The sequence below is a fragment of the Streptococcus sp. ELY_137 genome (genome assembly GCF_058314515.1).
The window spans coordinates 34,181-56,300 of record NZ_JBZFUL010000011.1; the positions used below are offsets into that span (position 1 = coordinate 34,181).

23 protein-coding genes and 1 tRNA gene are annotated in these 22,120 nt (G+C 41.5%); 23 read left to right on the forward strand and 1 reads right to left on the reverse strand.

From position 1 onward, the window contains the following. The first annotated feature begins 40 nt into the window (after positions 1 to 40). The 11 genes from AC4HAO_RS08225 (at position 41) to AC4HAO_RS08275 (ending at position 10,623) form a co-directional block, all read left to right on the forward strand. Positions 41 to 742 (forward strand): histidine phosphatase family protein, encoded by a 702-nt coding sequence (locus AC4HAO_RS08225; RefSeq protein ID WP_491093671.1) that lies wholly within the window; start codon positions 41 to 43, stop codon positions 740 to 742. Further along, a complete protein-coding gene (locus tag AC4HAO_RS08230; protein ID WP_491135086.1) occupies positions 729 to 1,463 on the forward strand; it encodes a M15 family metallopeptidase in 735 nt (244 codons plus the stop codon). The genes AC4HAO_RS08225 and AC4HAO_RS08230 overlap by 14 nt, the downstream gene beginning before the upstream one ends. A gap of 16 nt (positions 1,464 to 1,479) precedes the next feature. Beyond that, positions 1,480 to 2,064, forward strand: a complete 585-nt coding sequence (locus tag AC4HAO_RS08235) for a glycoside hydrolase family 73 protein (RefSeq protein ID WP_447452849.1) — start codon at positions 1,480 to 1,482, stop codon at positions 2,062 to 2,064. Positions 2,065 to 2,249: 185 nt separating this feature from the next. Then, entirely contained in the window at positions 2,250 to 3,284 is a 1,035-nt protein-coding gene (hrcA, locus tag AC4HAO_RS08240; protein ID WP_491093669.1) for a heat-inducible transcriptional repressor HrcA, read from the forward strand. 12 nt (positions 3,285 to 3,296) lie between these two features. Continuing rightward, positions 3,297 to 3,857 (forward strand): nucleotide exchange factor GrpE, encoded by a 561-nt coding sequence (gene grpE / locus AC4HAO_RS08245; protein ID WP_491093668.1) that lies wholly within the window; start codon positions 3,297 to 3,299, stop codon positions 3,855 to 3,857. Positions 3,858 to 4,103: 246 nt separating this feature from the next. Continuing rightward, positions 4,104 to 5,945: a molecular chaperone DnaK gene (dnaK, locus tag AC4HAO_RS08250; protein ID WP_491093667.1), complete on the forward strand. Its 1,842-nt coding sequence runs from the start codon at positions 4,104 to 4,106 to the stop codon at positions 5,943 to 5,945. Positions 5,946 to 6,779: 834 nt separating this feature from the next. Next, on the forward strand, positions 6,780 to 7,907 hold the full coding sequence (gene dnaJ / locus AC4HAO_RS08255) for a molecular chaperone DnaJ (protein WP_491093666.1): 1,128 nt from the start codon (positions 6,780 to 6,782) through the stop codon (positions 7,905 to 7,907). A gap of 184 nt (positions 7,908 to 8,091) precedes the next feature. Then, positions 8,092 to 8,841 carry a tRNA pseudouridine(38-40) synthase TruA gene (gene truA / locus AC4HAO_RS08260; protein WP_491093665.1) on the forward strand — a complete coding sequence of 250 codons (750 nt, stop codon included), beginning with the start codon at positions 8,092 to 8,094 and terminating at the stop codon, positions 8,839 to 8,841. Beyond that, positions 8,834 to 9,595: a bifunctional hydroxymethylpyrimidine kinase/phosphomethylpyrimidine kinase gene (locus AC4HAO_RS08265; RefSeq protein ID WP_491093701.1), complete on the forward strand. Its 762-nt coding sequence runs from the start codon at positions 8,834 to 8,836 to the stop codon at positions 9,593 to 9,595. Before truA ends, AC4HAO_RS08265 begins: the two co-directional genes overlap by 8 nt. Continuing rightward, positions 9,582 to 10,052: an ECF transporter S component gene (locus AC4HAO_RS08270; protein WP_447452857.1), complete on the forward strand. Its 471-nt coding sequence runs from the start codon at positions 9,582 to 9,584 to the stop codon at positions 10,050 to 10,052. Before AC4HAO_RS08265 ends, AC4HAO_RS08270 begins: the two co-directional genes overlap by 14 nt. A gap of 7 nt (positions 10,053 to 10,059) precedes the next feature. Next, on the forward strand, positions 10,060 to 10,623 hold the full coding sequence (locus AC4HAO_RS08275; RefSeq protein WP_491093700.1) for a TIGR01440 family protein: 564 nt from the start codon (positions 10,060 to 10,062) through the stop codon (positions 10,621 to 10,623). 52 nt (positions 10,624 to 10,675) lie between these two features. Here the strand turns inward: AC4HAO_RS08275 and AC4HAO_RS08280 are convergent, their stop codons facing one another. Next, positions 10,676 to 11,527, reverse strand: coding sequence for a mechanosensitive ion channel family protein (locus AC4HAO_RS08280; protein WP_491093664.1), 852 nt, complete (start codon positions 11,525 to 11,527; stop codon positions 10,676 to 10,678). A gap of 150 nt (positions 11,528 to 11,677) precedes the next feature. Between AC4HAO_RS08280 and tig the strand changes: the two genes are divergently transcribed. The 12 genes from tig to AC4HAO_RS08340 all read left to right on the forward strand — a co-directional run bounded on the left by tig (position 11,678) and on the right by AC4HAO_RS08340 (position 21,902). Next, positions 11,678 to 12,961, forward strand: coding sequence for a trigger factor (gene tig / locus AC4HAO_RS08285; RefSeq protein WP_491093663.1), 1,284 nt, complete (start codon positions 11,678 to 11,680; stop codon positions 12,959 to 12,961). A 146-nt stretch (positions 12,962 to 13,107) separates the two neighbouring features. Beyond that, entirely contained in the window at positions 13,108 to 13,773 is a 666-nt protein-coding gene (locus AC4HAO_RS08290) for an HAD family hydrolase (protein WP_491093662.1), read from the forward strand. A 96-nt stretch (positions 13,774 to 13,869) separates the two neighbouring features. Further along, complete coding sequence (gene rpoE / locus AC4HAO_RS08295; RefSeq protein ID WP_447452861.1) at positions 13,870 to 14,448, forward strand: DNA-directed RNA polymerase subunit delta; 579 nt, start codon at positions 13,870 to 13,872, stop codon at positions 14,446 to 14,448. A 183-nt stretch (positions 14,449 to 14,631) separates the two neighbouring features. Further along, positions 14,632 to 16,236 carry a CTP synthase gene (gene pyrG, locus AC4HAO_RS08300; protein WP_491135087.1) on the forward strand — a complete coding sequence of 535 codons (1,605 nt, stop codon included), beginning with the start codon at positions 14,632 to 14,634 and terminating at the stop codon, positions 16,234 to 16,236. Positions 16,237 to 16,383: 147 nt separating this feature from the next. Then, positions 16,384 to 16,469 (forward strand) — tRNA-Leu (locus AC4HAO_RS08305). Positions 16,470 to 16,536: 67 nt separating this feature from the next. Continuing rightward, positions 16,537 to 16,833: a helix-turn-helix transcriptional regulator gene (locus tag AC4HAO_RS08310; RefSeq protein ID WP_491135088.1), complete on the forward strand. Its 297-nt coding sequence runs from the start codon at positions 16,537 to 16,539 to the stop codon at positions 16,831 to 16,833. A 135-nt stretch (positions 16,834 to 16,968) separates the two neighbouring features. Continuing rightward, positions 16,969 to 17,310 (forward strand): hypothetical protein, encoded by a 342-nt coding sequence (locus tag AC4HAO_RS08315; RefSeq protein ID WP_491135089.1) that lies wholly within the window; start codon positions 16,969 to 16,971, stop codon positions 17,308 to 17,310. A 131-nt stretch (positions 17,311 to 17,441) separates the two neighbouring features. Continuing rightward, positions 17,442 to 17,873 (forward strand): VOC family protein, encoded by a 432-nt coding sequence (locus tag AC4HAO_RS08320; RefSeq protein WP_491135090.1) that lies wholly within the window; start codon positions 17,442 to 17,444, stop codon positions 17,871 to 17,873. 554 nt (positions 17,874 to 18,427) lie between these two features. Continuing rightward, a complete protein-coding gene (locus AC4HAO_RS08325) occupies positions 18,428 to 19,309 on the forward strand; it encodes a class II fructose-bisphosphate aldolase (RefSeq protein WP_447452867.1) in 882 nt (293 codons plus the stop codon). A gap of 206 nt (positions 19,310 to 19,515) precedes the next feature. Next, positions 19,516 to 19,704: a 50S ribosomal protein L28 gene (gene rpmB, locus AC4HAO_RS08330; protein WP_165212339.1), complete on the forward strand. Its 189-nt coding sequence runs from the start codon at positions 19,516 to 19,518 to the stop codon at positions 19,702 to 19,704. 162 nt (positions 19,705 to 19,866) lie between these two features. Further along, on the forward strand, positions 19,867 to 20,232 hold the full coding sequence (locus AC4HAO_RS08335; protein ID WP_002960106.1) for an Asp23/Gls24 family envelope stress response protein: 366 nt from the start codon (positions 19,867 to 19,869) through the stop codon (positions 20,230 to 20,232). Beyond that, positions 20,232 to 21,902, forward strand: a complete 1,671-nt coding sequence (locus AC4HAO_RS08340) for a DAK2 domain-containing protein (RefSeq protein WP_491135091.1) — start codon at positions 20,232 to 20,234, stop codon at positions 21,900 to 21,902. The genes AC4HAO_RS08335 and AC4HAO_RS08340 overlap by 1 nt, the downstream gene beginning before the upstream one ends. Positions 21,903 to 22,120: the final 218 nt, after the last annotated feature.

Sequence of the window (22,120 nt, forward strand, 5' to 3'; positions counted from 1 at the left end):
ATTTGGTATAATAATAAAAAACTCGGGAGAAGGTCTTATTATGGCAAAAACACGACTATTTATTGCCCGTCACGGGAAAACCATGTTTAATACAATTGGTCGGGCGCAGGGGTGGTCAGATACACCCTTGACGAAAGATGGAGAAAAAGGAATCAAGGAGTTGGGTCTTGGCTTGAAAGCGGCCGGTTTGCATTTTGCTGCGGCTTACTCTAGCGACAGTGGCCGGACTCTACAGACGATGGAAATTATCCTGAGTGAACTGGGGCAAGAGACGATTCCTTATAAGCGGGATAAGCGGATTCGTGAGTGGTGCTTTGGTAGTTTGGACGGAGGGTATGATGCTGAACTCTTTAACGGTGTTATGCCACGGGTTTTTGATAAGCCTGTTGAAGAGCTGACATATAAGGATATGGCTGATGCTATTTTAGCCGTTGATACAGCAGGCTGGGCTGAGCCTTGGGATGTGCTGAGGGAACGGATCCTTTCGGGATTTACCGATATTGCTAAGGAAGTTGAGAGTCAAGGGGGTGGTGATGCTATCGTAGTTAGCCACGGTATGACTATCGGCACACTGATGGGACTGCTGGATTCAACTTTACCGCGCAGTCTAGCTCTAGATAATGGCAGTGTTTGTCAGCTGACTTATGAAGAAGGTCGATTTCATATTGATGCTATCGGTGATATGTCTTATCGCCAAAAAGGCAGAGAATTGTTAGAAAAGGAAGTGTATGAAAAGTCGTAATCGCAATCTCTTGGTAGCTTTTATCGCTGCCCTGCTAATTATTTTTGGTGTTGCCTATGTTCGTGATAAACAAGAATCTCACCAGTCTCAAGTCAATTCGTCTTCTCATCAATCTGCTATGAAAGAGTCTAAAGCAACTGCAGAATTACCAAATGTTTCAGCAGACGATTGGCAGCTGATTCTTGTCAATCGGGATAATCTTACAGAAGAACTTAATCCTGAATTGACTTCAGTGGATAATATAGAGGTGGATTCTCGAATTGCTGATAATGTTAGAGATTTTTTAGAGGCGGCCCAACAAATTGATAGCAGTGAGCATTTGATTTCAGGCTATCGCAGTGTCGCCTATCAGGAGGAGCTCTTTAGTTCTTATGTTAAACAAGAAATGTCCAGTGATCCTAGTTTGAGCGAGGATGAGGCCAAGGAAAAGGTCAAGACCTATTCGCAGCCGGCAGGTGCTAGTGAACATCAGACAGGTTTAGCTATTGATATGAGTACCGTTGACAATCTTAACGAAAGCAATCCAACTGTTGTTTCTCAAATTAAGAAGTTGGCCCCCCGATATGGTTTTGTGTTACGCTTTGAAAAGGGCAAAAGTGACTCAACAGGCGTAGACTATGAAGACTGGCATTTCCGCTATGTCGGTAAGGCCTCGGCCAAATATATGACGAAGCATGATCTAAGCTTGGAAGAGTACCTTGCAGTGCTCAAGAAGAAATAAGTAAGGAGGTATATTTATGAGAACTAGGCTAAAATTTCGGCCTTTTATAATTGTTTTTGGCTTTGTTTTAGCCCTTATCCTTTTGCCCTTGCTTTTTAACATGAGAACTAAGGCTGCCAACACTAAGGTGGTATCTCACTATAGTCAGGAAGCTTTTATCAAGGAGGTTGCTCCAACTGCTCAAAAACTATCCAAAGCGTATGGAGTCAAAGCTTCTATTATCATTGCCCAGATGGCTCAGTCGTCTGACTATGGCTCTAATTTACTAGCGGTGCGTTATCACAACTATACAGGTATGTTAGCACAATCAGGACAGGCAAGGATTGTTTTAACGACTCAGTCTTACGAATCGGGTCAATGGCGGACAGTTAAGCAGCCTTACGCCATTTATACGGACTGGCAGAGTAGCCTTTCGGCTTATATGGAGGCATTGAGTTCTGGACTGTGGGGGACCCAGCTTTATACAACAGTAGCAACAGCTGAGGAATACACGACTGCTGTTCAAGCCTTGCAAAAAGCTGGCGTTAGTCCCGATCCTCATTATGCGGATAAACTCACTGCTATTATTCAGAAGCATCAGCTAACAAAGTATGATAAATGAGGTGGATGGAAGGTTCCTAAACCTATTGCCCAAATTGCAGTAGAAATAAGTCTTTTAGCACTCTTTTTGAAAGAGTGCTAATTTTTTGAGTTTTTCCCTTGACATCAATTTTTAGAGCAGTATAATAGAAACATAAGTTAGCACTCGTGTCATAAGAGTGCTAAATCTGACAGGAGGTGTCGGGGATGATTACACAGCGTCAAAATGATATTTTGTCCGTCATTATTGAATTGTTTACACAGACTCATGAACCTGTCGGATCAAAGCTTTTACAGAACTACATTGCTTCTAGCAGTGCTACGATTCGTAATGATATGGCTGCTTTAGAAAAAATTGGTTTATTGGAAAAAGCTCATACATCAAGTGGTCGCTTGCCCAGTCGTCAAGGTTTTCAATACTATGTCAATCATTTGTTAAATCTTGAGCGTGTTGATGAAGCGGATGTTTATGAGGTCGTCAAGGCTTTTGATTTTGAATTTTTTAAATTAGAGGATTTGTTACAAAAGGCTAGTGATATTTTGGCAAAGCTGACTGGCTGTACTGCTGTTGCTCTGGATGTTGAACCTAGCAATCAGCGCTTGAGCGCTTTTGATATTGTAAAGCTCAGTCACCACGATGCTCTAGCTGTCATGACTTTTGATGATTCCAATACTGTTACAAGTCAGTTTGCTATTCCCAAGAATTTTCTTGATGAGGATTTAGCCACTTTAAGCAATCTGGTATGTGAACGCTTTTTAGGGCAAACAGTGATGGAAATTCATTATCGGATTCGAACTGAGATCCCGCAGATTGTCCAACGCTATTTCAAGGTAACAGATAATGTCTTGGAATTATTTGAACATATCTTTAAGGAAATGTTTGTAGAAAAACTGTTCTTATCTGGTAAAGAGAATCTCCTCAGATATGCTGATGTTAAAACCTATCGCTTGTTTGATAATAATCAAGAGTTGGCTCTGGATATTAGAAAACAATTTCAAGATGAGCAGCCTTATGTTATTCGATTGGCTGAAGAAAATCAACAAGGGCTTAAGTCTTTGACTCAGTTATCCTACAAATTTTTAATCCCTTATCGTGGATTCGGTAGCTTGAGTCTTATGGGGCCTGTTACTGTAGATTATCAGCGGACTTTGGGACTTCTTAGCATTGTTAGTCGGGTTTTAACGATGAAGTTAGCGGATTTTTATCGCTATCTTAGCAGTAATCATTACGAGGTAAATTAAATAGGAGGCATTATGTCAGAAGATATTAAAAAAGAAAACGAAGAGGCTGCTGAAGAGACAGTGACAACGGTTTCTGAAGATGAAGAAAATCAGCAGGAGGCGACTGTAGTCGATAATGATGAAGAGGCTCCTGAAAAATCAGAACTTGAAGAAGCTCTTGCGAAGGCAGATGATTTTGAAAATAAATATCTGCGGGCTCACGCGGAGATGCAAAATATTCAGCGACGCGCCAATGAAGAGCGCCAGCAGCTGCAAAAGTATCGTTCACAGGATCTAGCTAAGGCGATTTTGCCTAGTTTGGATAATTTGGAGCGTGCTTTAGCGGTTGAGGGCTTGAGCGATGATGTGAAAAAAGGCTTGGAAATGGTACAAGAAAGCCTGATCCAAGCTCTCAAAGAAGAAGGCGTGGAAGAAGTAACAGTCGAAAGCTTTGATCACAATTTTCACATGGCAGTGCAGACCTTACCAGCTGACGATGAGCACCCAGCAGACAGTATTGCAGAAATCTTCCAAAAAGGCTACAAACTGCACGATCGGCTGCTTCGGCCAGCTATGGTGGTGGTGTATAACTAGTCAATAATGATGGGCATTAAAACGCCTCATCATTATACGGCAACCGCTATGGCGGATTGCCTAGACTCCTTACTAGCTCGATAGCAAAATGGTATCGATTTTACTATCAAACTAGTAACAGACTGACTTGTCCGAAATGACAGAAAACTAGTAAATAACGAACAAGAATAATAATTTAAATTTTGAAAGGAATTGAACGTTAATAGCAGTCGCTGGACTGTTTCAATGTTCTTGGTATCTTGTATTATGTCTAAAATTATTGGTATTGACTTAGGAACAACAAACTCAGCAGTTGCCGTTCTTGAAGGCACTGAAAGTAAAATTATCGCTAACCCAGAAGGTAACCGTACAACTCCTTCGGTTGTTTCATTTAAAAATGGGGAAATCATTGTCGGTGATGCCGCTAAGCGTCAAGCAGTAACAAACCCAGATACGGTTATTTCCATTAAGTCTAAAATGGGAACCTCTGAAAAAGTTTCTGCCAATGATAAAGAATATACTCCTCAAGAAATTTCAGCTATGATTCTGCAATACATCAAGGGATATGCTGAAGATTATCTTGGTGAAAAAGTTGAAAAGGCTGTCATCACTGTTCCGGCCTACTTCAATGATGCGCAACGTCAAGCAACTAAAGATGCTGGTAAAATCGCTGGTCTTGAAGTCGAACGGATCGTCAACGAACCAACTGCAGCAGCCCTTGCTTATGGTCTTGATAAACAAGATAAAGATGAAAAAATCTTAGTGTTTGACCTTGGTGGCGGTACCTTTGATGTCTCTATCCTTGAGTTGGGCGATGGTGTCTTCGATGTATTGGCTACTGCTGGTGATAATAAACTAGGTGGTGACGATTTCGACCAAAAGATTATTGACTACTTGGTTGATGAATTCAAGAAAGAAAATGGCATTGACCTGTCAACTGACAAGATGGCTCTGCAACGTTTGAAAGATGCTGCCGAAAAAGCTAAGAAGGACTTGTCGGGGGTCACCCAAACACAAATCAGCCTGCCTTTCATCACTGCGGGTGATGCTGGACCGCTCCACTTGGAAGTCTCATTAACACGTGCTAAATTTGATGATTTGACTCGCGATCTTGTTGACCGCACCAAGACCCCTGTTCGCCAAGCTTTGTCTGATGCTGATTTGAGCCTGTCAGAAATTGATGAAGTCATCTTAGTTGGTGGTTCAACGCGTATCCCTGCTGTTGTTGAAGCAGTTAAGGCTGAAACTGGTAAAGAACCAAACAAATCTGTAAACCCTGATGAAGTCGTAGCCATGGGTGCTGCTATTCAAGGTGGTGTCATCACTGGTGATGTCAAAGACGTCGTGCTTCTTGATGTTACCCCACTGTCACTTGGTATCGAAACTATGGGCGGTGTCTTCACGAAGTTGATTGACCGCAACACAACTATCCCAACTTCTAAGTCACAAGTCTTTTCAACCGCAGCCGATAACCAACCAGCTGTTGATATCCATGTTCTCCAAGGGGAACGCCCAATGGCAGCTGATAACAAGACACTTGGACGTTTCCAATTGACCGATATTCCAGCTGCTCCTCGTGGTGTACCACAAATCGAAGTAACCTTTGATATTGACAAGAACGGTATTGTATCGGTTAAAGCCAAAGACCTTGGAACGCAAAAAGAACAGCACATTGTTATCAAGTCAAATGACGGTCTTTCTGAAGAAGAAATCGATCGCATGATGAAAGATGCGGAGGCCAATGCTGATGCTGATGCTAAGCGTAAAGAAGAAGTTGACCTCAAGAATGAAGTTGACCAAGCGATCTTTGCAACAGAAAAGACCATTAAAGAAACTGAAGGCAAAGGCTTCGATAGCGAACGTGACGCAGCCCAATCAGCTCTTGATGAATTAAAAGCCGCTCAGGAATCAGGCAATCTTGACGACATGAAGTCTAAACTTGAAGCTCTCAATGAAAAAGCTCAAGCTCTTGCGGTAAAACTTTACGAACAAGCTGCTGCTGAGCAGCAGGCAGCTGGCGGAGCAGAAGGTGCGCAAGCAACTGACTCAGCTGACAATAACGGTAATGGTGGCGATGATGTTGTAGATGGGGAGTTCACGGAGAAATAACCCACCAAAACTGACGACTATACTAAAGAGCTCATCAGTTAACAGTTGTCGCTATAGCGAATAACTTAGGTGTCTTACTAACTCGTCAGTAAAATATTATCGATTTTGCATCCTCGTGTCGCAAAAACGCCCCACCCAGTGGGCAATTTATCCCACGAGCCAAAAAATGATGAGCTGGTGGCAAGACCTGTGAACTGTTCTACCCTGAGCGTGGAAATTCGAAAGCGAGATAGTAACTCTACTATAAAACCAACTGCAGAGGTTGCAACTCAGCCTCTGTTTTTGAGAATAAGGCAAAAATCGATCAGCAGAGTTGTGATTTCGTCGTCTCACCTCTATAAGAGTGATGAGGACAGGTCACAAACATGCTGTAAACTGCTTCCATCAGCTACTTTGACTAATTATTTCTTTGCAATTTTGATAGCGATTTTATCAATTTTCGGTAAGGATTTTCCAAGCTTAAACAGAAAGAAATACAGGTGTTCTCAACTGAACGCGGACTAAGGACTGTGCCAAAAAGATAAACTTTATATAGATGCAAGGAATCATCGGACAGTTTTCTATTTTTTAAGTCTCTTAGGAGTTTGTCCACAGAAAAAAACTTTATAGAAAGGAATTGAACCCGCCCTAAAAATTTGTGTGAAAAGATAAATCGTCTAGAAAATCAGGATTTTCTGTTTTCTCATAGTACATCAATAGAAAGGAATACAAGTTCGTTTATTCGAACACAGGCTAAAAACCTAGTGAAAAAGATAAACTTCCTAGTGTGTTTGACACACTGCGTCAGTTTTCTATTTTCATACGGTTTTCTTAACGCCTTTTGTATCATAAATTATGAACAATCAAGAATATTATGACCGTCTGGGGGTGTCCAAGGATGCCTCGCAAGATGAAATCAAAAAAGCCTATCGTAAGATGTCTAAGAAATACCACCCAGACATCAACAAAGAGCCTGGGGCTGAGCAAAAATACAAGGATATTCAAGAGGCTTACGAAACCTTGGGAGACGAGCAAAAACGTGCTGCTTATGATCAGTATGGACCAGACGGTGCCAATGCAGGATTCGGTGGCGGTTTTGGCGGTTTCGATAGCGCAGGATTCGGTGGTTTCGAAGATATCTTTTCCAGTTTCTTTGGTGGAGGTACTAGCCGCAATCCTAATGCGCCACGTCAAGGTGATGATTTGCAATATCGCTTGAACTTGAAATTTGAAGAGGCGGTTTTTGGGGCTGAAAAAGATGTTACCTATAATCGGGAAGCTGAGTGTCACACCTGTCATGGTTCTGGGGCCAAGCCTGGAACGAGTCCAGTGACCTGCAGTCGATGTCACGGTCAAGGTGTGATCAATGTAGATACTCAAACGCCCCTTGGTATGATGCGCCGCCAGGTGACTTGTGATGTCTGCCATGGTACTGGTAAGGAAATTAAGGATCCATGTACGACTTGTCAAGGTAGTGGTCATGAAAAGAAATCACATAAGGTTTCTGTTAAGGTGCCAGCAGGTGTTGAAACTGGTCAACAGATCCGTTTGCAAGGTCAAGGGGAAGCAGGGTTTAACGGCGGTCCTTACGGTGATCTCTTCGTTATTATTAATGTCTTACCAAGCAAGAAATTTGAACGTGATGGTTCAACTATCTACTATACCTTGAATATCAGTTTTGCCCAAGCTGCTCTTGGAGATACTGTTGAGGTACCGACAGTCCATGGTGATGTTGAAATGACGATTCCTGAAGGTACTCAAACGGGTAAAACTTTCCGTCTCAAGGGTAAAGGAGCTCCTCGTCTGCGCGGGGGCAGTCAGGGGGATCAGCATGTAACGATTAATGTTGTCACTCCTACTAAGCTTAATGAGGCACAAAAAGAGGCCCTGATGGCTTTTGCAGCAGCCAGCGGCGAAAGCAGTATTCAACCTAAGAAAAAAGGATTCTTTGATAAGGTTAAAGACGCCTTTGATGCTGAATAGATTTATAATCAAAGGGCAGATATTTAGAACAAGGTCATTAAGTTATCAAAATCAAAAGAAACTATTCCCGAATGTAGCTGTTCCTACATAAAATGGAATAGTTTTTTTATAGGTTCAATCTGTCCGGGGACAGATTGACTCTTTTTCTCTGGGCGAGACTGATTAATCATGCTAAAATAAGGCTATGGTAAGATACAAGGCGATTATCTCTTATGATGGCACCCTGTTTGCGGGCTTTCAGAGGCAGACTAAGGAACGGTCAGTTCAAGAAGAGTTAGAAAAAACTTTGCAGCGACTAAACAGTGGTTTTCCTGTAAAGGTACATGGAGCTGGACGAACGGATAGTGGCGTTCATGCCTATGGGCAAGTCATTCATTTTGATTTACCTCAGGTTCGTGATGAAGAAAAGCTGAGGTTTGGGTTGGATACTCAGTTACCTGAAGATATTGATGTGGTTAGTGTTGAGCAAGTGACTGATGATTTTCATGCTCGCTATCATAAGCATAGTAAGACGTATGAGTTTCTTGTTGACATTGGCCGTCCTAAAAATCCTATGATGCGGGCCTATGCAACGCACTATCCTTATCCTATCGATTTGGCTGCTATGCAGGAAGCTATCAAAGATTTAGTGGGCACCCATGATTTTACTGGCTTTACAGCTTCAGGGAGCTCGGTGACTAATAAGGTGAGAACGATTACAAGGGCAGAGGTGACGGTTGATGCCAAGACTGGCTTTTTAGTTTTTACTTTTACTGGTAATGGCTTCCTCTATAAGCAGGTGCGCAATATGGTAGGAACTCTCTTGAAAATTGGCAATGGGCGTATGCCTGTAAATCAGGTTAGGACAGTATTAGAAACGAAGAATCGTAATTTGGCTGGGCCAACAGCTGCTGGCAACGGCCTTTATCTGAAGGAGATTATCTATGATGACTAATGTTTTGGCTATTTCGGGAAACGACGTATTTAGCGGGGGTGGTCTTTACGCAGACCTCAATACATATACAGCTAATGGCCTGCGTGGTTTTGTGGCAGTAACGTGTTTGACAGCTATGACAGAAAAAGGCTTTGAGGTATTTGCGACAGATGGACAGGTCTTTAAAGCACAGTTGGATAGCCTGAAACCTGTTGCCTTTGGAGCTATTAAACTGGGATTATTGCCAAATACTGCCATTGCCACCCAAGCACTGAAATTTATAGAAGACCACAAGGGAATACCAATCGTTTTAGACCCTGTTTTGGTCTGTAAGGAAAAACACGATGTCGCAGTCAGTGCACTGCGTGATGAATTATTAAAATTTTTCCCTAATATCACTATAGTGACTCCGAATTTATCAGAAGCCGAGTTGCTTGCCCAGCAGGAAATCAAGACACTGGAAGATATGAAATCTGCAGCTAAGACTCTTCATCAACTTGGTGCTCCAACAGTTGTTATTAAAGGGGGCAGTCGCTTGGATTCTGAGAGAGCTGTAGATCTTTTCTACGATGGGGAAGATTTTAGAGTTTTGGATTACCCTGTGCTTGACAAAAACAATGTCGGAGCAGGGTGCACCTTCGCGTCTAGTATTGCTAGCCAATTGGTTCTTGGCAAGGAGATTTTCGAGGCAGTAAGGATAGCTAAGGGCTTCGTTTATCAAGGTATTCAACATTCTGATCAGTATGGAGTGGTACAGAATTATGAGGCAAATTAGACTACACCAATTAACACTTCTAGCTTTGCTAGCGGCACTTAGTACGGTATTAGGTTTTATTCATATTCCATCTCCAACTGGTTTTTTGACCTTGCTGGATGCAGGAGTTTTCTTTACCGCCTTTTATATGGGTAGTCGCGGCGGAGCAGCCGTCGGGGGGATATCTGCTTTTCTTTTAGATCTATTGTTGGGCTACCCCCAGTATATGTTGTTTAGTTTGCTAGCCCACGGCTTGCAGGGACTCCTTGCTGGTTTACAAGGAAAATATCGCTTTGTTGGAGTGCTATTGGCCTCTATAACTATGGTCGGTGTTTATGTTTTAGCTGCTTTGATACTTGGTTATGGCTGGGGAGCGGCTGTCGCCGGGATATGGGGGAATTCTTTTCAGACGATACTTGGTGCGGTGATAGGCTTTATAGCTTTTAAGCTGTTTTCAAATTTATTTCCTAAGAAATGAGGATATGATGGATTTAGACCTACTAAAAAAACAAACAGAAGGAATTATTGTAGATATATTGGAACGCTCTGCGATTAAACCGGGACAGATTTTTGTCCTAGGCTTATCTTCCAGTGAGGTAGCTGGTGGTCGTATTGGCCAAAACTCCAGCTTAGAAATTGGTGAAGTCGTTGTACAGACTGTCTTAAATGAGACGCAAAAGCGTGATGTCTATTTAGCTGTTCAGGGCTGTGAGCATCTCAATCGAGCTCTAGTCGTAGAAGAGTCTGTTGCAGAGGAAAAGCAGCTGGAGGTGGTTAATGTGCTTCCCAGTCTTCATGCTGGCGGCAGTGGCCAGCTAGCCGCATTTAAATTTATGGAGCACCCTGTTGAGGTTGAAGAGCTTGTTGCGCATGCAGGTCTAGATATTGGTGATACCTTTATTGGCATGCATGTTAAACGTGTTCAAGTTCCTCTGATTCCCATTCAAAGGGAACTCGGAGGAGCTCATGTAACAGCCCTTGCTAGCCGCCCAAAACTCATCGGAGGCGACCGGGCTCTGCATGAAAAAGATTCTATTCGAAAAGCCTAAAAGCTGATAATGTGGTAGTTGTTTGCTGTCATAAAAAGAGCTGGACTTAAGCTCAGCTCTTTGATGTTGGTGGAATGATGTGGGCACTGGGTGTGGGGAGTGTCATGCCATCTTTCAATAATGCCTCCTGATAAAGACGGAAAAATTTGGAGTAGATACGGAACTGTTGCCCATTTTGCACAAAAATATCTACTCGAAAAACGAATTGCCCATTGATAGCTGTTCGGGGACCTAAGATATTAGGGACTCCTACAATTTCTGGATTGCTAGGAACCTCTTGGCTATTAACCTCCTTGATGATCTGAGTCACCCGATCAAGATTCGTGGTGGCATAGATAGGAATGTCAACTTGAGCCCGCATATCTCCGCGAGATTGGTTGCTGACCAGCAAAATTTGCCGATTTGGAATGAAATGCAGTGTTCCGTCAAAATCTCGAATTTCTGTCGTACGAATCCCCACGCTGGACACTGTTCCTGAAACAGAGTCCACCGTTACGGAATCTCCAACATCAAATTGCCGCTCAATAAGGATGAAAAAACCATTGACGAGATCAGACAGAAAACCTTGTGCTCCTAAACCGATAGCCAAACCTGCAATTCCTGCTCCGGCAATTAGACTGGAGACAGGTAGACCTAGAATAGCTAAGATCCAGTAGATAAGCATGAAATAGAGCAGGTAACTCATAATATTGTGAAAGAGCTTTATCAAGGTTTTACGCCTTCCTTCGGTTTGCCCCAACAGACGGGGAGAACGTTCAAAGAATTTTTTAAAGGCCCAGTCTGCAATACGTTTACCGATAATAAAGACGAAAATCAGCAAAGCGAGTGATATAACTTTGGACAGCAGTGTGACTGCCATATCTTCCAAATGGAGTGATTCCCAGTATTTGTTTAAGATATTCATAGAGAAATCCTTTCTGCCTATTAGTCTAACAAATTTTTGCGGAAGTAGCAGTTTTTAGTTGATAAGCGGGGAATTTCGCATAAAAAAACTTTTAAAACCCCCTAAATTATGATAGACTAAGGTGTATTACGATTTTTTAAGGAGATAAAGATGTCTGTATCATTTGAAAACACGGCTGCTAACCGCGGTGTGCTTACATTTACAATCAGTCAAGAACAAATTAAACCAGCTCTTGACACAGCCTTCAATAAAGTAAAAAAAGATTTAAATGTTCCTGGGTTCCGTAAAGGGCATATGCCGCGTGCTGTCTTTAATCAACGCTTTGGCGAGGAAGCGCTTTATGAAGATGCCTTGAATAGCATTTTACCTACAGCTTACGATGCAGCTGTATCTGAAAGTGGGCTTGATGTCGTGGCTCAACCTAAAATTGATGTTGATTCAATGGAAAAGGGGCAGGATTGGGTTATCAAAGCTGAAGTTGTAACTAAACCAGAAGTTAAGTTGGGTGACTATAGGAATCTTGAAGTTTCTGTTGAGGAAACGAAGGAAGTGTCGGAGCAAGAAGTTAACGACAAAATCGAGCGTGAACGTAACAATTTAGCTGAGTTGACTATTAAGGATGCTGCTGCTGAAAATGGAGATACCGTTGTTATTGATTTTGTCGGTACCGTTGATGGCGTGGAGTTTGATGGTGGCAAGGGAGATAATTTCTCTCTTGAGCTTGGCTCAGGTCAATTTATTCCAGGCTTTGAAGAACAGTTGGTTGGCTCTAAAGCTGGTGATGAAGTAGAAGTCAATGTAACCTTCCCTGAGGATTATCAAGCTGATGATCTTGCTGGTAAAGACGCAGTTTTTGCAACAACAGTGCATGAAGTTAAATCTAAAGAAGTCCCAGAACTTGATGATGAGTTAGCTAAGGATATCGACGAAGAAGTGGAAACACTTGATGAGTTGAAAGCTAAATACCGCAAAGAGTTAGAAGCCGCTAAAGAAATTGCTTATGACGATGCTGTTGAAGGCGCTGCGCTTGAATTGGCTGTTGAAAATGCAGAAATTCCGGAACTACCAGAGGAAATGGTACATGATGAAGTGCACCGTGCGATGAATGAATTCCTGAGCAATATGCAACAACAAGGAATTTCACCTGATATGTATTATCAACTGACAGGTACGACTGAGGCCGATCTTCACAAACAATATGAAGCAGATGCTGATAAACGTGTGCGTACAAATCTTGTTATCGAAGCGATTGCAGCTGCTGAAGGATTTGATGCAACAGACGAAGAAATTGAAAAAGAGATTACAGATCTTGCTGTGGAATATAATATGGATGCTGAACAGGTTCGTTCACTGCTTTCATCTGACATGCTGAAACATGATATCACTATGAAGAAAGCTATTGAAACTATTACTAGTTCTGCGAGTGTCAAGTAGTTTTTATCTTGACTTTGTTGATGAGACTTGGGGAGAACTCCAAGTCTCTCGTTTTTTAGCTGTTTAAATTCGGCTGCCCATAAGATTAGAATAACGCTGAGCAAGTTGATAGAAAGCAGGATTCAGGGCATCGTGAAGAGGTTATTATGATAAAGCTGATTATTTTTGATATGGATGGTGTCATTGTTGATACAGAATATTTAGATTTTCAACTGCAACAGAATTATATTAAACAGATTGCATATAATCCCTCACAACTGACTTTTAAGGATTTCTCGGAGCTGGTTGGACGCTCTGGACAAGACCTCTTAGAAAGAATAAAGCGTCTCAGTCAGACGTCGCTTTCCCTGAGTGAAATTGCAGCTGGACTAGATGAGATTGAAAGGATAAAATATCGCAAAGAAAATTGTTTGTCTCTGTTTCGCAAAGATGTTTTGGCTGTTTTAGAGTATGCTAGGGCAGAGGGGATCGCCTTAGCTCTTGCCTCGTCAACAAAGAGAGATTATATAAAAACTGTTTTAACAACTTGTGGTATTAAGGGGTATTTTGATGCTATTGTCAGCGGCGAGGATTTTGAAAAGAGTAAACCAAATCCAGAAATCTATCTGGCGGTTCTTGAACGTTTGGCTATTTCAAGTGGGGAAGTACTGGCTATTGAAGATTCGCCTTCAGGGATAGCAGCGGCTAAAGGTGCAGATCTGACGGTCCTTGCTTATCGAGAAGATCGCCTCGGTATTGATCAGTCGCTGGCTGATTATATAGCCGAAGATATGCGGGATATCTTGGCCTTTGTTAAAAAATCAACCAGTTAAACTAGTTTGTTTTTGGATGTATAAGGAAAATCATTTTTGACTTACTACTAAAAATATCGTAAAATATAAGTTAATGACAAAATAAGGAGAACAGCCTTGGAATTAGAAGTATTTGCTGGACAAGAAAAGAGCGAACTGTCAATGATTGAAGTTGCCCGTGCTATTTTAGAGACACGTGGTCGCGATAATGAAATGTACTTCAGCGATTTAGTCAATGAGATTCAAAACTACTTAGGAACATCTGATGCTGATATTCGCTATGCTCTGCCATTTTTCTATTCAGATTTGAATACTGATGGCAGCTTTATTCCTCTAGGTGAAAATAAATGGGGACTTCGGTCATGGTATGCCATTGATGAAATTGATGAAGAAGTGATTACACTGGAAGAAAATGGTGAAGACGTTCCTAAACGTAAGAAAAAGCGTGTTAATGCCTTCATGGATGGGGATGAAGATGCCATTGATTATAATGATGATGATCCAGAAGACGAGGATGATTTTACGCCAACGGATGTTGAGTACGATGAAGAAAATCCTGATGATGAAAAATCAGAAGTTGAGTCTTATGATTCAGAAATTAACGAAATTATCCCCGATGAAGACGTAGACGAGGATACTGTAGACTTAAATGAATCTGATGACGAAGAAGATGATGAGGACGACGAGGAAGCTTGATTTTCTGATTGACAAAAGCCTCTGGATAATCTATACTAATTATCGGGCACCTCTTTTAGAGGTCGGAATGCTCCCTAGGCAAATAGGGGGCTATTTTTATTTTTAAAAGTAAAAGCCTTGTGTACTATAAAATAAGGCTGGCTGTGTGTCTAGCTGTGCCGTTTGAGATAATAAGGAGTGTGTATGACAAAGTACATTTTTGTTACAGGTGGTGTTGTTTCTTCGATTGGTAAGGGAATTGTAGCGGCTAGTCTTGGACGGCTGCTTAAAAATCGTGGACTAAAAGTTACAATTCAAAAATTTGATCCTTATATTAATATTGACCCAGGGACAATGAGCCCTTATCAGCATGGTGAAGTCTATGTGACAGATGATGGAGCTGAAACAGATCTTGACCTTGGTCACTATGAACGCTTTATTGATATCAACCTTAATAAGTATTCAAACGTTACAACAGGAAAAATTTACAGCGAGGTTTTGAGAAAAGAGCGTAAGGGTGAGTATCTTGGTGCCACTGTTCAGGTTATTCCCCATATTACGGATGCCCTCAAGGAGAAAATTAAGCGTGCCGCTACAACAACTGACTCTGATGTTATTATCACTGAAGTTGGCGGAACAGTCGGAGATATTGAGAGTCTGCCATTTTTAGAGGCTCTTCGCCAAATGAAAGCAGATGTGGGCTCTGATAATGTTATGTACATTCATACAACATTGCTTCCTTATCTTAAAGCTGCTGGTGAAATGAAGACCAAGCCCACTCAGCATTCAGTCAAAGAATTGCGCGGGCTAGGGATTCAGCCTAATATGTTGGTTATCCGTACAGAGCAACCGGCAGGGCAGGCGATTAAAAATAAGTTAGCGCAGTTTTGTGATGTGGCGCCAGAGGCTGTTATCGAGTCCCTTGATGTTGATCATATCTATCAAGTTCCCCTTAATATGCAAGCACAGGGTATGGATCAGATTGTCTGTGACCATTTGAAATTAGATGTACCTGAAGCGGATATGACCGAATGGTCAGCCATGGTTGATAAGGTCCTTAACCTCAAAAAGACCACTAAAATCGCCTTGGTTGGTAAATATGTTGAGCTGCCAGATGCCTATCTTTCAGTTGTCGAGGCGCTTAAGCATTCAGGCTATGTCAACGACTCTGCCATTGACCTTCAATGGATCAATGCTAACGATGTTACAGCTGAAAATGTTGCTGAACTCCTTGGTTATGCTGATGGAATCATTGTTCCTGGTGGTTTTGGTCAACGCGGGACTGAAGGTAAAATTCAGGCTATTCGCTATGCGCGTGAGAATGATGTTCCGATGCTTGGTATCTGTTTGGGTATGCAGCTGACTTGTGTAGAATTTGCTCGCCATGTTCTTAATATGCAAGGAGCTAATTCCTTAGAGCTAGATCCAGATACGGCTTATCCTGTCATCGATATCATGCGCGATCAAATCGATGTTGAAGACATGGGGGGGACTCTTCGTCTGGGTTTGTATCCATGTAAACTTAAGTCTGGCTCAAAGGCTGCTGCAGCCTATAGCAACCAAGAGGTTATTCAACGCCGTCATCGTCACCGCTATGAGTTCAATACTAAATTCCGCGAGGATTTTGAAGCAGCCGGTTTTGTTTTTTCAGGCGTATCACCTGACAATCGCTTGATGGAGGTTGTTGAGCTGTCAGATAAAAAATTTTTTGTCGCAGCTCAATACCATCCAGAGTTGCAAAGTCGTCCTAATCGTGCTGAAGAACTTTACACAGCTTTTGTAACAGCTGCAGTTGAAAATGCTAAATAAAAGAAATTATTCGAAAACGACTCTAGCCTTCGGGCTAGGGTTTTCTTCTCATTTTTAAAAATCTATTTTGAAGGCCTCTGAAAAAATTAAAAAATGTTATTGACAAGAAAAATCTCCCTTGATATAATAAACTCTGTTGTAAGAACAGCGGAAATGGCGGAATTGGCAGACGCGCAGGACTAAGGATCCTGTGACCGCTTTAGGTCGTGAGGGTTCAAGTCCCTCTTTCCGCATTGAAAGATAAGCAGGCGTAAGGTCTGCTTTTTTGTTTTATATGAGGAGATTGAAAGGAGGAAGAAAGTGGATATCGAGGCGATTACAGCTTACATGGCAGAACATTTGGCGGATGACATTTCCTTGGAGAAAGTCGCCCAGCATTTTCATTATGTGCCGTCCTACTTTTCTCGGCAATTTAAAAAGTTGACAGGTGTAACCTATCGAAAGTACTTGGAATCCATGCGAATTCAAGTTAGTATGCGAAAGTTGCTGGCTGAAGAAGGCAATGTCACACATATTGCTGGTCAGGTTGGTTACGACTATAGCAGTAATTTTTCAAAAATATTTCGCAAGCAAACAGGGAGCCGAGCTAAGGCTTAAAAGTCTTCGGCTAGTTTGGCCTATAGGCTTTTAAAAGATTTTATAGAAACCAAAGAGAATCTTCACTATCGCCATTTTAAAGATATAAGGACAAATAATCAGGTTAAGATTAATCTCATCTATCCAAAAGATTATGTGCCAGAAATAGTTTTTGTCGGCCTCTTTCCTGACCCTCTGCCCAATCAAGTACCTATTGTAGGGCTGGCAACAACAGCAACAAAAGGTCTTTGTCTGGATAGGGTACCAGCAGGGAGCTATTATCTACTTGCTTGTGATCTTGCTACAAATACCAATTTTTCTTCTACTTTTATCATGCTGGATAATTATCGTAGTAGGCATGATAGCCCCTTAATCTTTGATGAAGATTCTAGTTATACTGTTAATCTTTTGATGGAAGAGCCTCAACCCCATCACCCTTTAATTACGGTCAATCTACCGAAGTTAGTTATGGACAGCCTTTTAAAAAAGTCAAAATAGGATAAGTTTTATAAGGTCATGTTTGCTATACTCAGTCTATAAGAAATGATAAAGGATTCTAAGATTAGGTTCACTTAGATAGAAACTTTATCAATTAAAATAACTCATATAGAAGCATAGGAGGCAACATCATGACTAAGGTAAATGTATTTTTGGGATTTAGGGACCAAGCTGAGGAGGCTTTTCAACTTTATAGCCGAGTATTTAATAGCCCAATTGGGCAAATCTTTAGAGTCAAGGACTTATCTAATAGTGCTGATTTTTCAAGTGAAGCAGGAGAGAAAGTCGCTTGGATGTTCCTCCAATTGGGAAATATCCAACTTTGGGGTGAGGATCGCGGCTACTTTGCCCAATACGGGACAGAAGTTGCAGACCCCAACCAAATTCCACGGCAGTTTATCTCTGTCTATATGGCAGATAAAGCGGAAGCTGATCAGACGATGGTGCAACTCAGTCAAGGAGGTAACATCATTGTGCCCTTTGCCCCTAATTTTTTCAGTCCTTATTATGGTCGTGTGATAGATCGTTATGGTATTGGCTGGGAATTGTTGGTAAGCCCGTAAAGATTGAGTTAGATTCGTTAAGGAGAAGGTATGGTGTACGATAGACAACTTGCGATACTGTTCGCAAAGAGCTGGAGCAGCAGCTTGGGCCGGAATTATTTGAAGATGAGGTGGTTGAGAAAAAGATGTTTGGTGTCTTAGCTTTTATGGTCAGGGGACATCTTTGCCTCACGATTAGCGGTCGAAAGGGCGTATGTCTGATGGTTCCGGTAAAGAGAGTCATGACGATTTGCTAAAGAGAACAGGTGCCTCCACACTATGAAGAGAGGAAAACCACGCAAGGGCTATCTGGATTTGGATGAGAGAGGGCTAGGAGCGTTAGACTATTGGGTTGGTAAAGCGCTGATGTTTAATAATACATTGCAAAGGTAAAAAAGTTTTATTGTAACTTATCTCAATGTACATTTTTTGATTTAAAAAGTGATGAGCGGCATCGGTATCTTTGCCTTGGAAAACGCTTTAATCTTTTGTTGAGACTAGTTTTTTAATGTGATTTGTGCTAGAATGAACATGTAAACGGGTTCAGCCCGAAAAATAAATAGGAGGCCTTTATAATGGCAATCGTTTCAGCAGAAAAATTTGTCCAAGCAGCTCGTGACAATGGTTATGCAGTTGGTGGATTTAACACAAACAACCTTGAATGGACACAAGCAATCTTGCGAGCTGCAGAAGCTAAGCAAGCGCCAGTATTGATCCAAACTTCTATGGGTGCTGCTAAGTACATGGGTGGTTATAAACTTTGCAAGACTCTCATTGAAAATCTTGTAGAGTCAATGGGTATTACTGTACCAGTTGCTATCCATCTTGACCATGGTCATTTCGATGATGCTTTGGAGTGTATTGAAGTTGGCTACACTTCTGTTATGTTCGATGGTTCACATCTTCCAATCGAAGAAAATCTTGAAAAAGCTAAAATTGTTGTTGAAAAAGCGCATGCTAAGGGTGTATCAGTAGAAGCAGAAGTTGGAACCATCGGTGGTGAAGAAGATGGTATCGTTGGTGATGGTGAGTTAGCGCCAATCGATGATGCTAAGGCAATGGTTGCCACTGGTGTAGACTTCTTGGCAGCTGGTATTGGTAACATTCACGGACCATATCCAGAAAATTGGAAGGGCCTCCATCTTGATCACCTTGAAAAATTGACTGCAGCTGTGCCTAATTTCCCAATCGTATTGCACGGTGGATCAGGCATCCCTGATGATCAAATTCAAGCAGCTATCAAACTTGGTGTTGCTAAAGTTAACGTTAATACTGAGTGTCAAATTGCATTTGCAAATGCAACTCGTCAATTTGTACGTGAGTACGATGCTAACGAAGCTGAATATGATAAGAAGAAACTCTTCGACCCACGTAAGTTCTTGAAACCTGGCTTTGAAGCTATTACAGCCGCAGTTGAAGAACGTATTGATGTTTTCGGTTCCGAAAACAAAGCTTAAGCTATAAAATTTAGTGATAATATGCCCCTGCACGAAAGTGCGGGGTTGTTTTTTTGAGATCGCTTCTTACTGTTGTTGGAGGCTAGTCTTTCTTGAAATTCAAAATATGTATGAAATAGCTTGTCAAGTCAGGCTAATTCTGGTAGACTAGTATGGTATGTGGTGCTAGCACATCCGTAAAAAATAATGTGGGAGGAAAGAGTAAGATGGCAAAAGTATGTTATTTTACAGGACGTAAGACAAAATCTGCAAACAACCGTTCACACGCAATGAATAAAACTAAACGTGTTGTGAAACCAAATTTACAAAAAGTAACCATTTTGGTTGATGGTAAGCCTAAAAAAGTTTGGGCTTCAGCCCGCGCCCTTAAATCAGGGAAAGTAGAACGCGTTTAATAAATCGAGCCTAGAGGCTCTTTTTTTATTTCCGAACATGGTGTAACTAGGTGGGAGAGTATTAGTTTGTAAGTGTCGCTATCGAGGGATAAGACTGTATTCTTTGTACTTTAGTCTTAGATTATGATAGAATAAAGTGATAAAAACTTGAGAGGTAGCAGTATGACTGTAAAGATCAATACAAAAGATGGTCAAATTGAGTTATCTGATGACGTCATTGCAACCGTTGTCGGTGGTTCAGCAACAGAAATTTTTGGTGTTGTTGGTATGGCAAGTAAAAGTGCCATCAAGGATAATTTCCAAGCTCTTTTGCGCAAGGAGAATTATTCAAAGGGTGTTGTTGTTAAATCGTTGGAGGATGGTATTACGGTTGATGTTTATACTGTCATGAGCTACGGTGTCAAGATTAGCGAGGTCTCAAAAAATATTCAGGAACGTGTGAAGTTTAATCTTGAGAATCAATTGGGTATTCATGCTAATGTAGTTAATGTTTATATTCAAAATATTAAAGTTGTAGGAGAAGATTAGTGTCAAATATTACGACAAGCTTATTTCAAGAAATGGTGCAGGCTGCGGCTACTCGTCTTGGAAATCAAGCAGAGTATGTAAATTCATTGAATGTCTTTCCTGTCCCTGATGGAGATACTGGTACCAATATGGGGATGACTATCGAAAATGGTGCTAAAGCCGTTGCTGATCAACCGGCTTCTACAGTCGGTGGAGTAGGGCAGATTTTATCCAAGGGGCTTTTAATGGGAGCGCGTGGGAACTCTGGCGTTATCACATCACAATTGTTCCGTGGATTTGGCCAAGCCATTAAAGATTTAGAAGAGTTAGATGGTAAAGCCTTGGCTAACGCCCTTCAGGCAGGTGTAGAGGTCGCTTATAAAGCTGTTATGAAGCCTGTAGAAGGAACTATCCTGACGGTATCAAGAGGGGCTGCCATCTCTGCTATGAGGAAGTCTGAGACCACTAATGATGCTACTGAGGTCATGCGGGCTGCCCTTGATGGTGCTAAGGCGGCTTTAGCTAAAACACCTGAGATGCTACCAGTCCTTAAAGAAGTGGGAGTAGTGGATTCAGGGGGGCAAGGGCTGGTTTTTATCTATGAAGGTTTCTTGTCAGCCTTGACTGGGGAATACATGGCTTCTGAAGAGTTTCAAGCAACTCCTGCTAATATGACTGAAATGATTAATGCTGAACATCATAAATCTGTAGCTGGACATGTGGCTACGGAGGATATTCAGTACGGTTATTGTACGGAGATTATGGTGGCGCTGCGTCAGGGGCCAACTTACGTTAAAGATTTTGATTATGAGAGCTTCCGTAATTATCTAAACGAGCTTGGGGACTCCCTCTTAGTTGTTAATGATGATGAAATTGTTAAGGTTCATGTCCATACAGAGGATCCTGGCCTTGTTATGCAGGAAGGTTTAAAATACGGAGCACTTGTCAAGGTAAAAGTAGATAATATGCGCGGACAGCATGAAGCGCAGCTGAAAAAGGAAGAAGCACTTGAAGCCCCTGTACAGACTGAAAAGAAAGGGTATGGCTTGATCGCGGTTGCGGCTGGTGATGGTTTGGCTGAAATTTTTAAATCTCAAGGTGTGGATTATGTTATTTCAGGCGGTCAAACGATGAATCCGTCGACGGAGGATATCGTTAAGGCGATTGAATCTGTTAATGCTGAAAACATTCTTATTCTTCCTAACAATAAGAATATCTTTATGGCTGCTCAATCTGCTGCAGAGGTTGTGGATGTTCCGGCTGCTGTTGTTGAAAGTCGAACGGTGCCTCAAGGTTTAACTAGTCTACTGGCTTTCAATCCTGAAAATAATTTAGAGGATAATGTAGCAGCCATGTCAGCCAGCTTGTCAGAGGTCGTTAGCGGTAGTGTAACCTTGGCGGTTAGAGATACGACCATTGACGGTCTAGAGATTCATAAAGACGATATACTTGGCATGGTTGACGGTGAAATCCTTGTATCTAATCCAGATATGGAAGCAGCCTTGCTTGCTACTGTGGACAAAATGATTAACGAGGATAGTGAAATTGTGACGATTTACATCGGTGAAGATGGCAATCAAGAATTAGCTGAAAAACTGGCTGAGATTTTAGAAGCTCAGAACGAGGATATTGAAGTGGAGCTCCATGAGGGAAATCAGCCTGTTTATCCTTATATTATGAGTGTTGAATAGTGTTTCTAAGAGTTTTCTCTTTGATTAATATCCTTTTAATTCTTGCTAAAATAAATCCCCTCCCGCTTTTATTGGAAAGAAGTAGGGGATTTTTATTTATAAAAGAAAACGATTTTCTTAGTGTATTGGACTTGCAATATTCTTAGAAAATGTTATCATAGAAATCAAGAATTTTGAATTGTTAGAATTTTCTATAAAACTCTGAAAAAGGAGGTAGT

Excerpts from the sequence above, each read along its gene's own strand:
- AC4HAO_RS08225 (WP_491093671.1), top strand. The coding sequence starts at position 41 with ATGGCAAAAACACGACTATTTATTGCCCGTCACGGGAAAACCATGTTT.
- AC4HAO_RS08275 (WP_491093700.1), top strand. The coding sequence starts at position 10,060 with ATGGATTTAGACCTACTAAAAAAACAAACAGAAGGAATTATTGTAGAT.
- AC4HAO_RS08335 (WP_002960106.1), top strand. The coding sequence starts at position 19,867 with ATGACTGTAAAGATCAATACAAAAGATGGTCAAATTGAGTTATCTGAT.
- AC4HAO_RS08270 (WP_447452857.1), top strand. The coding sequence starts at position 9,582 with ATGAGGCAAATTAGACTACACCAATTAACACTTCTAGCTTTGCTAGCG.
- AC4HAO_RS08235 (WP_447452849.1), top strand. The coding sequence starts at position 1,480 with ATGAGAACTAGGCTAAAATTTCGGCCTTTTATAATTGTTTTTGGCTTT.
- dnaJ (WP_491093666.1), top strand. The coding sequence starts at position 6,780 with ATGAACAATCAAGAATATTATGACCGTCTGGGGGTGTCCAAGGATGCC.
- tig (WP_491093663.1), top strand. The coding sequence starts at position 11,678 with ATGTCTGTATCATTTGAAAACACGGCTGCTAACCGCGGTGTGCTTACA.
- hrcA (WP_491093669.1), top strand. The coding sequence starts at position 2,250 with ATGATTACACAGCGTCAAAATGATATTTTGTCCGTCATTATTGAATTG.
- dnaK (WP_491093667.1), top strand. The coding sequence starts at position 4,104 with ATGTCTAAAATTATTGGTATTGACTTAGGAACAACAAACTCAGCAGTT.
- truA (WP_491093665.1), top strand. The coding sequence starts at position 8,092 with ATGGTAAGATACAAGGCGATTATCTCTTATGATGGCACCCTGTTTGCG.
- AC4HAO_RS08230 (WP_491135086.1), top strand. The coding sequence starts at position 729 with ATGAAAAGTCGTAATCGCAATCTCTTGGTAGCTTTTATCGCTGCCCTG.
- grpE (WP_491093668.1), top strand. The coding sequence starts at position 3,297 with ATGTCAGAAGATATTAAAAAAGAAAACGAAGAGGCTGCTGAAGAGACA.
- pyrG (WP_491135087.1), top strand. The coding sequence starts at position 14,632 with ATGACAAAGTACATTTTTGTTACAGGTGGTGTTGTTTCTTCGATTGGT.
- AC4HAO_RS08325 (WP_447452867.1), top strand. The coding sequence starts at position 18,428 with ATGGCAATCGTTTCAGCAGAAAAATTTGTCCAAGCAGCTCGTGACAAT.
- AC4HAO_RS08280 (WP_491093664.1), bottom strand. The coding sequence starts at position 11,527 with ATGAATATCTTAAACAAATACTGGGAATCACTCCATTTGGAAGATATG.
- AC4HAO_RS08265 (WP_491093701.1), top strand. The coding sequence starts at position 8,834 with ATGACTAATGTTTTGGCTATTTCGGGAAACGACGTATTTAGCGGGGGT.
- rpmB (WP_165212339.1), top strand. The coding sequence starts at position 19,516 with ATGGCAAAAGTATGTTATTTTACAGGACGTAAGACAAAATCTGCAAAC.
- AC4HAO_RS08320 (WP_491135090.1), top strand. The coding sequence starts at position 17,442 with ATGACTAAGGTAAATGTATTTTTGGGATTTAGGGACCAAGCTGAGGAG.
- AC4HAO_RS08290 (WP_491093662.1), top strand. The coding sequence starts at position 13,108 with ATGATAAAGCTGATTATTTTTGATATGGATGGTGTCATTGTTGATACA.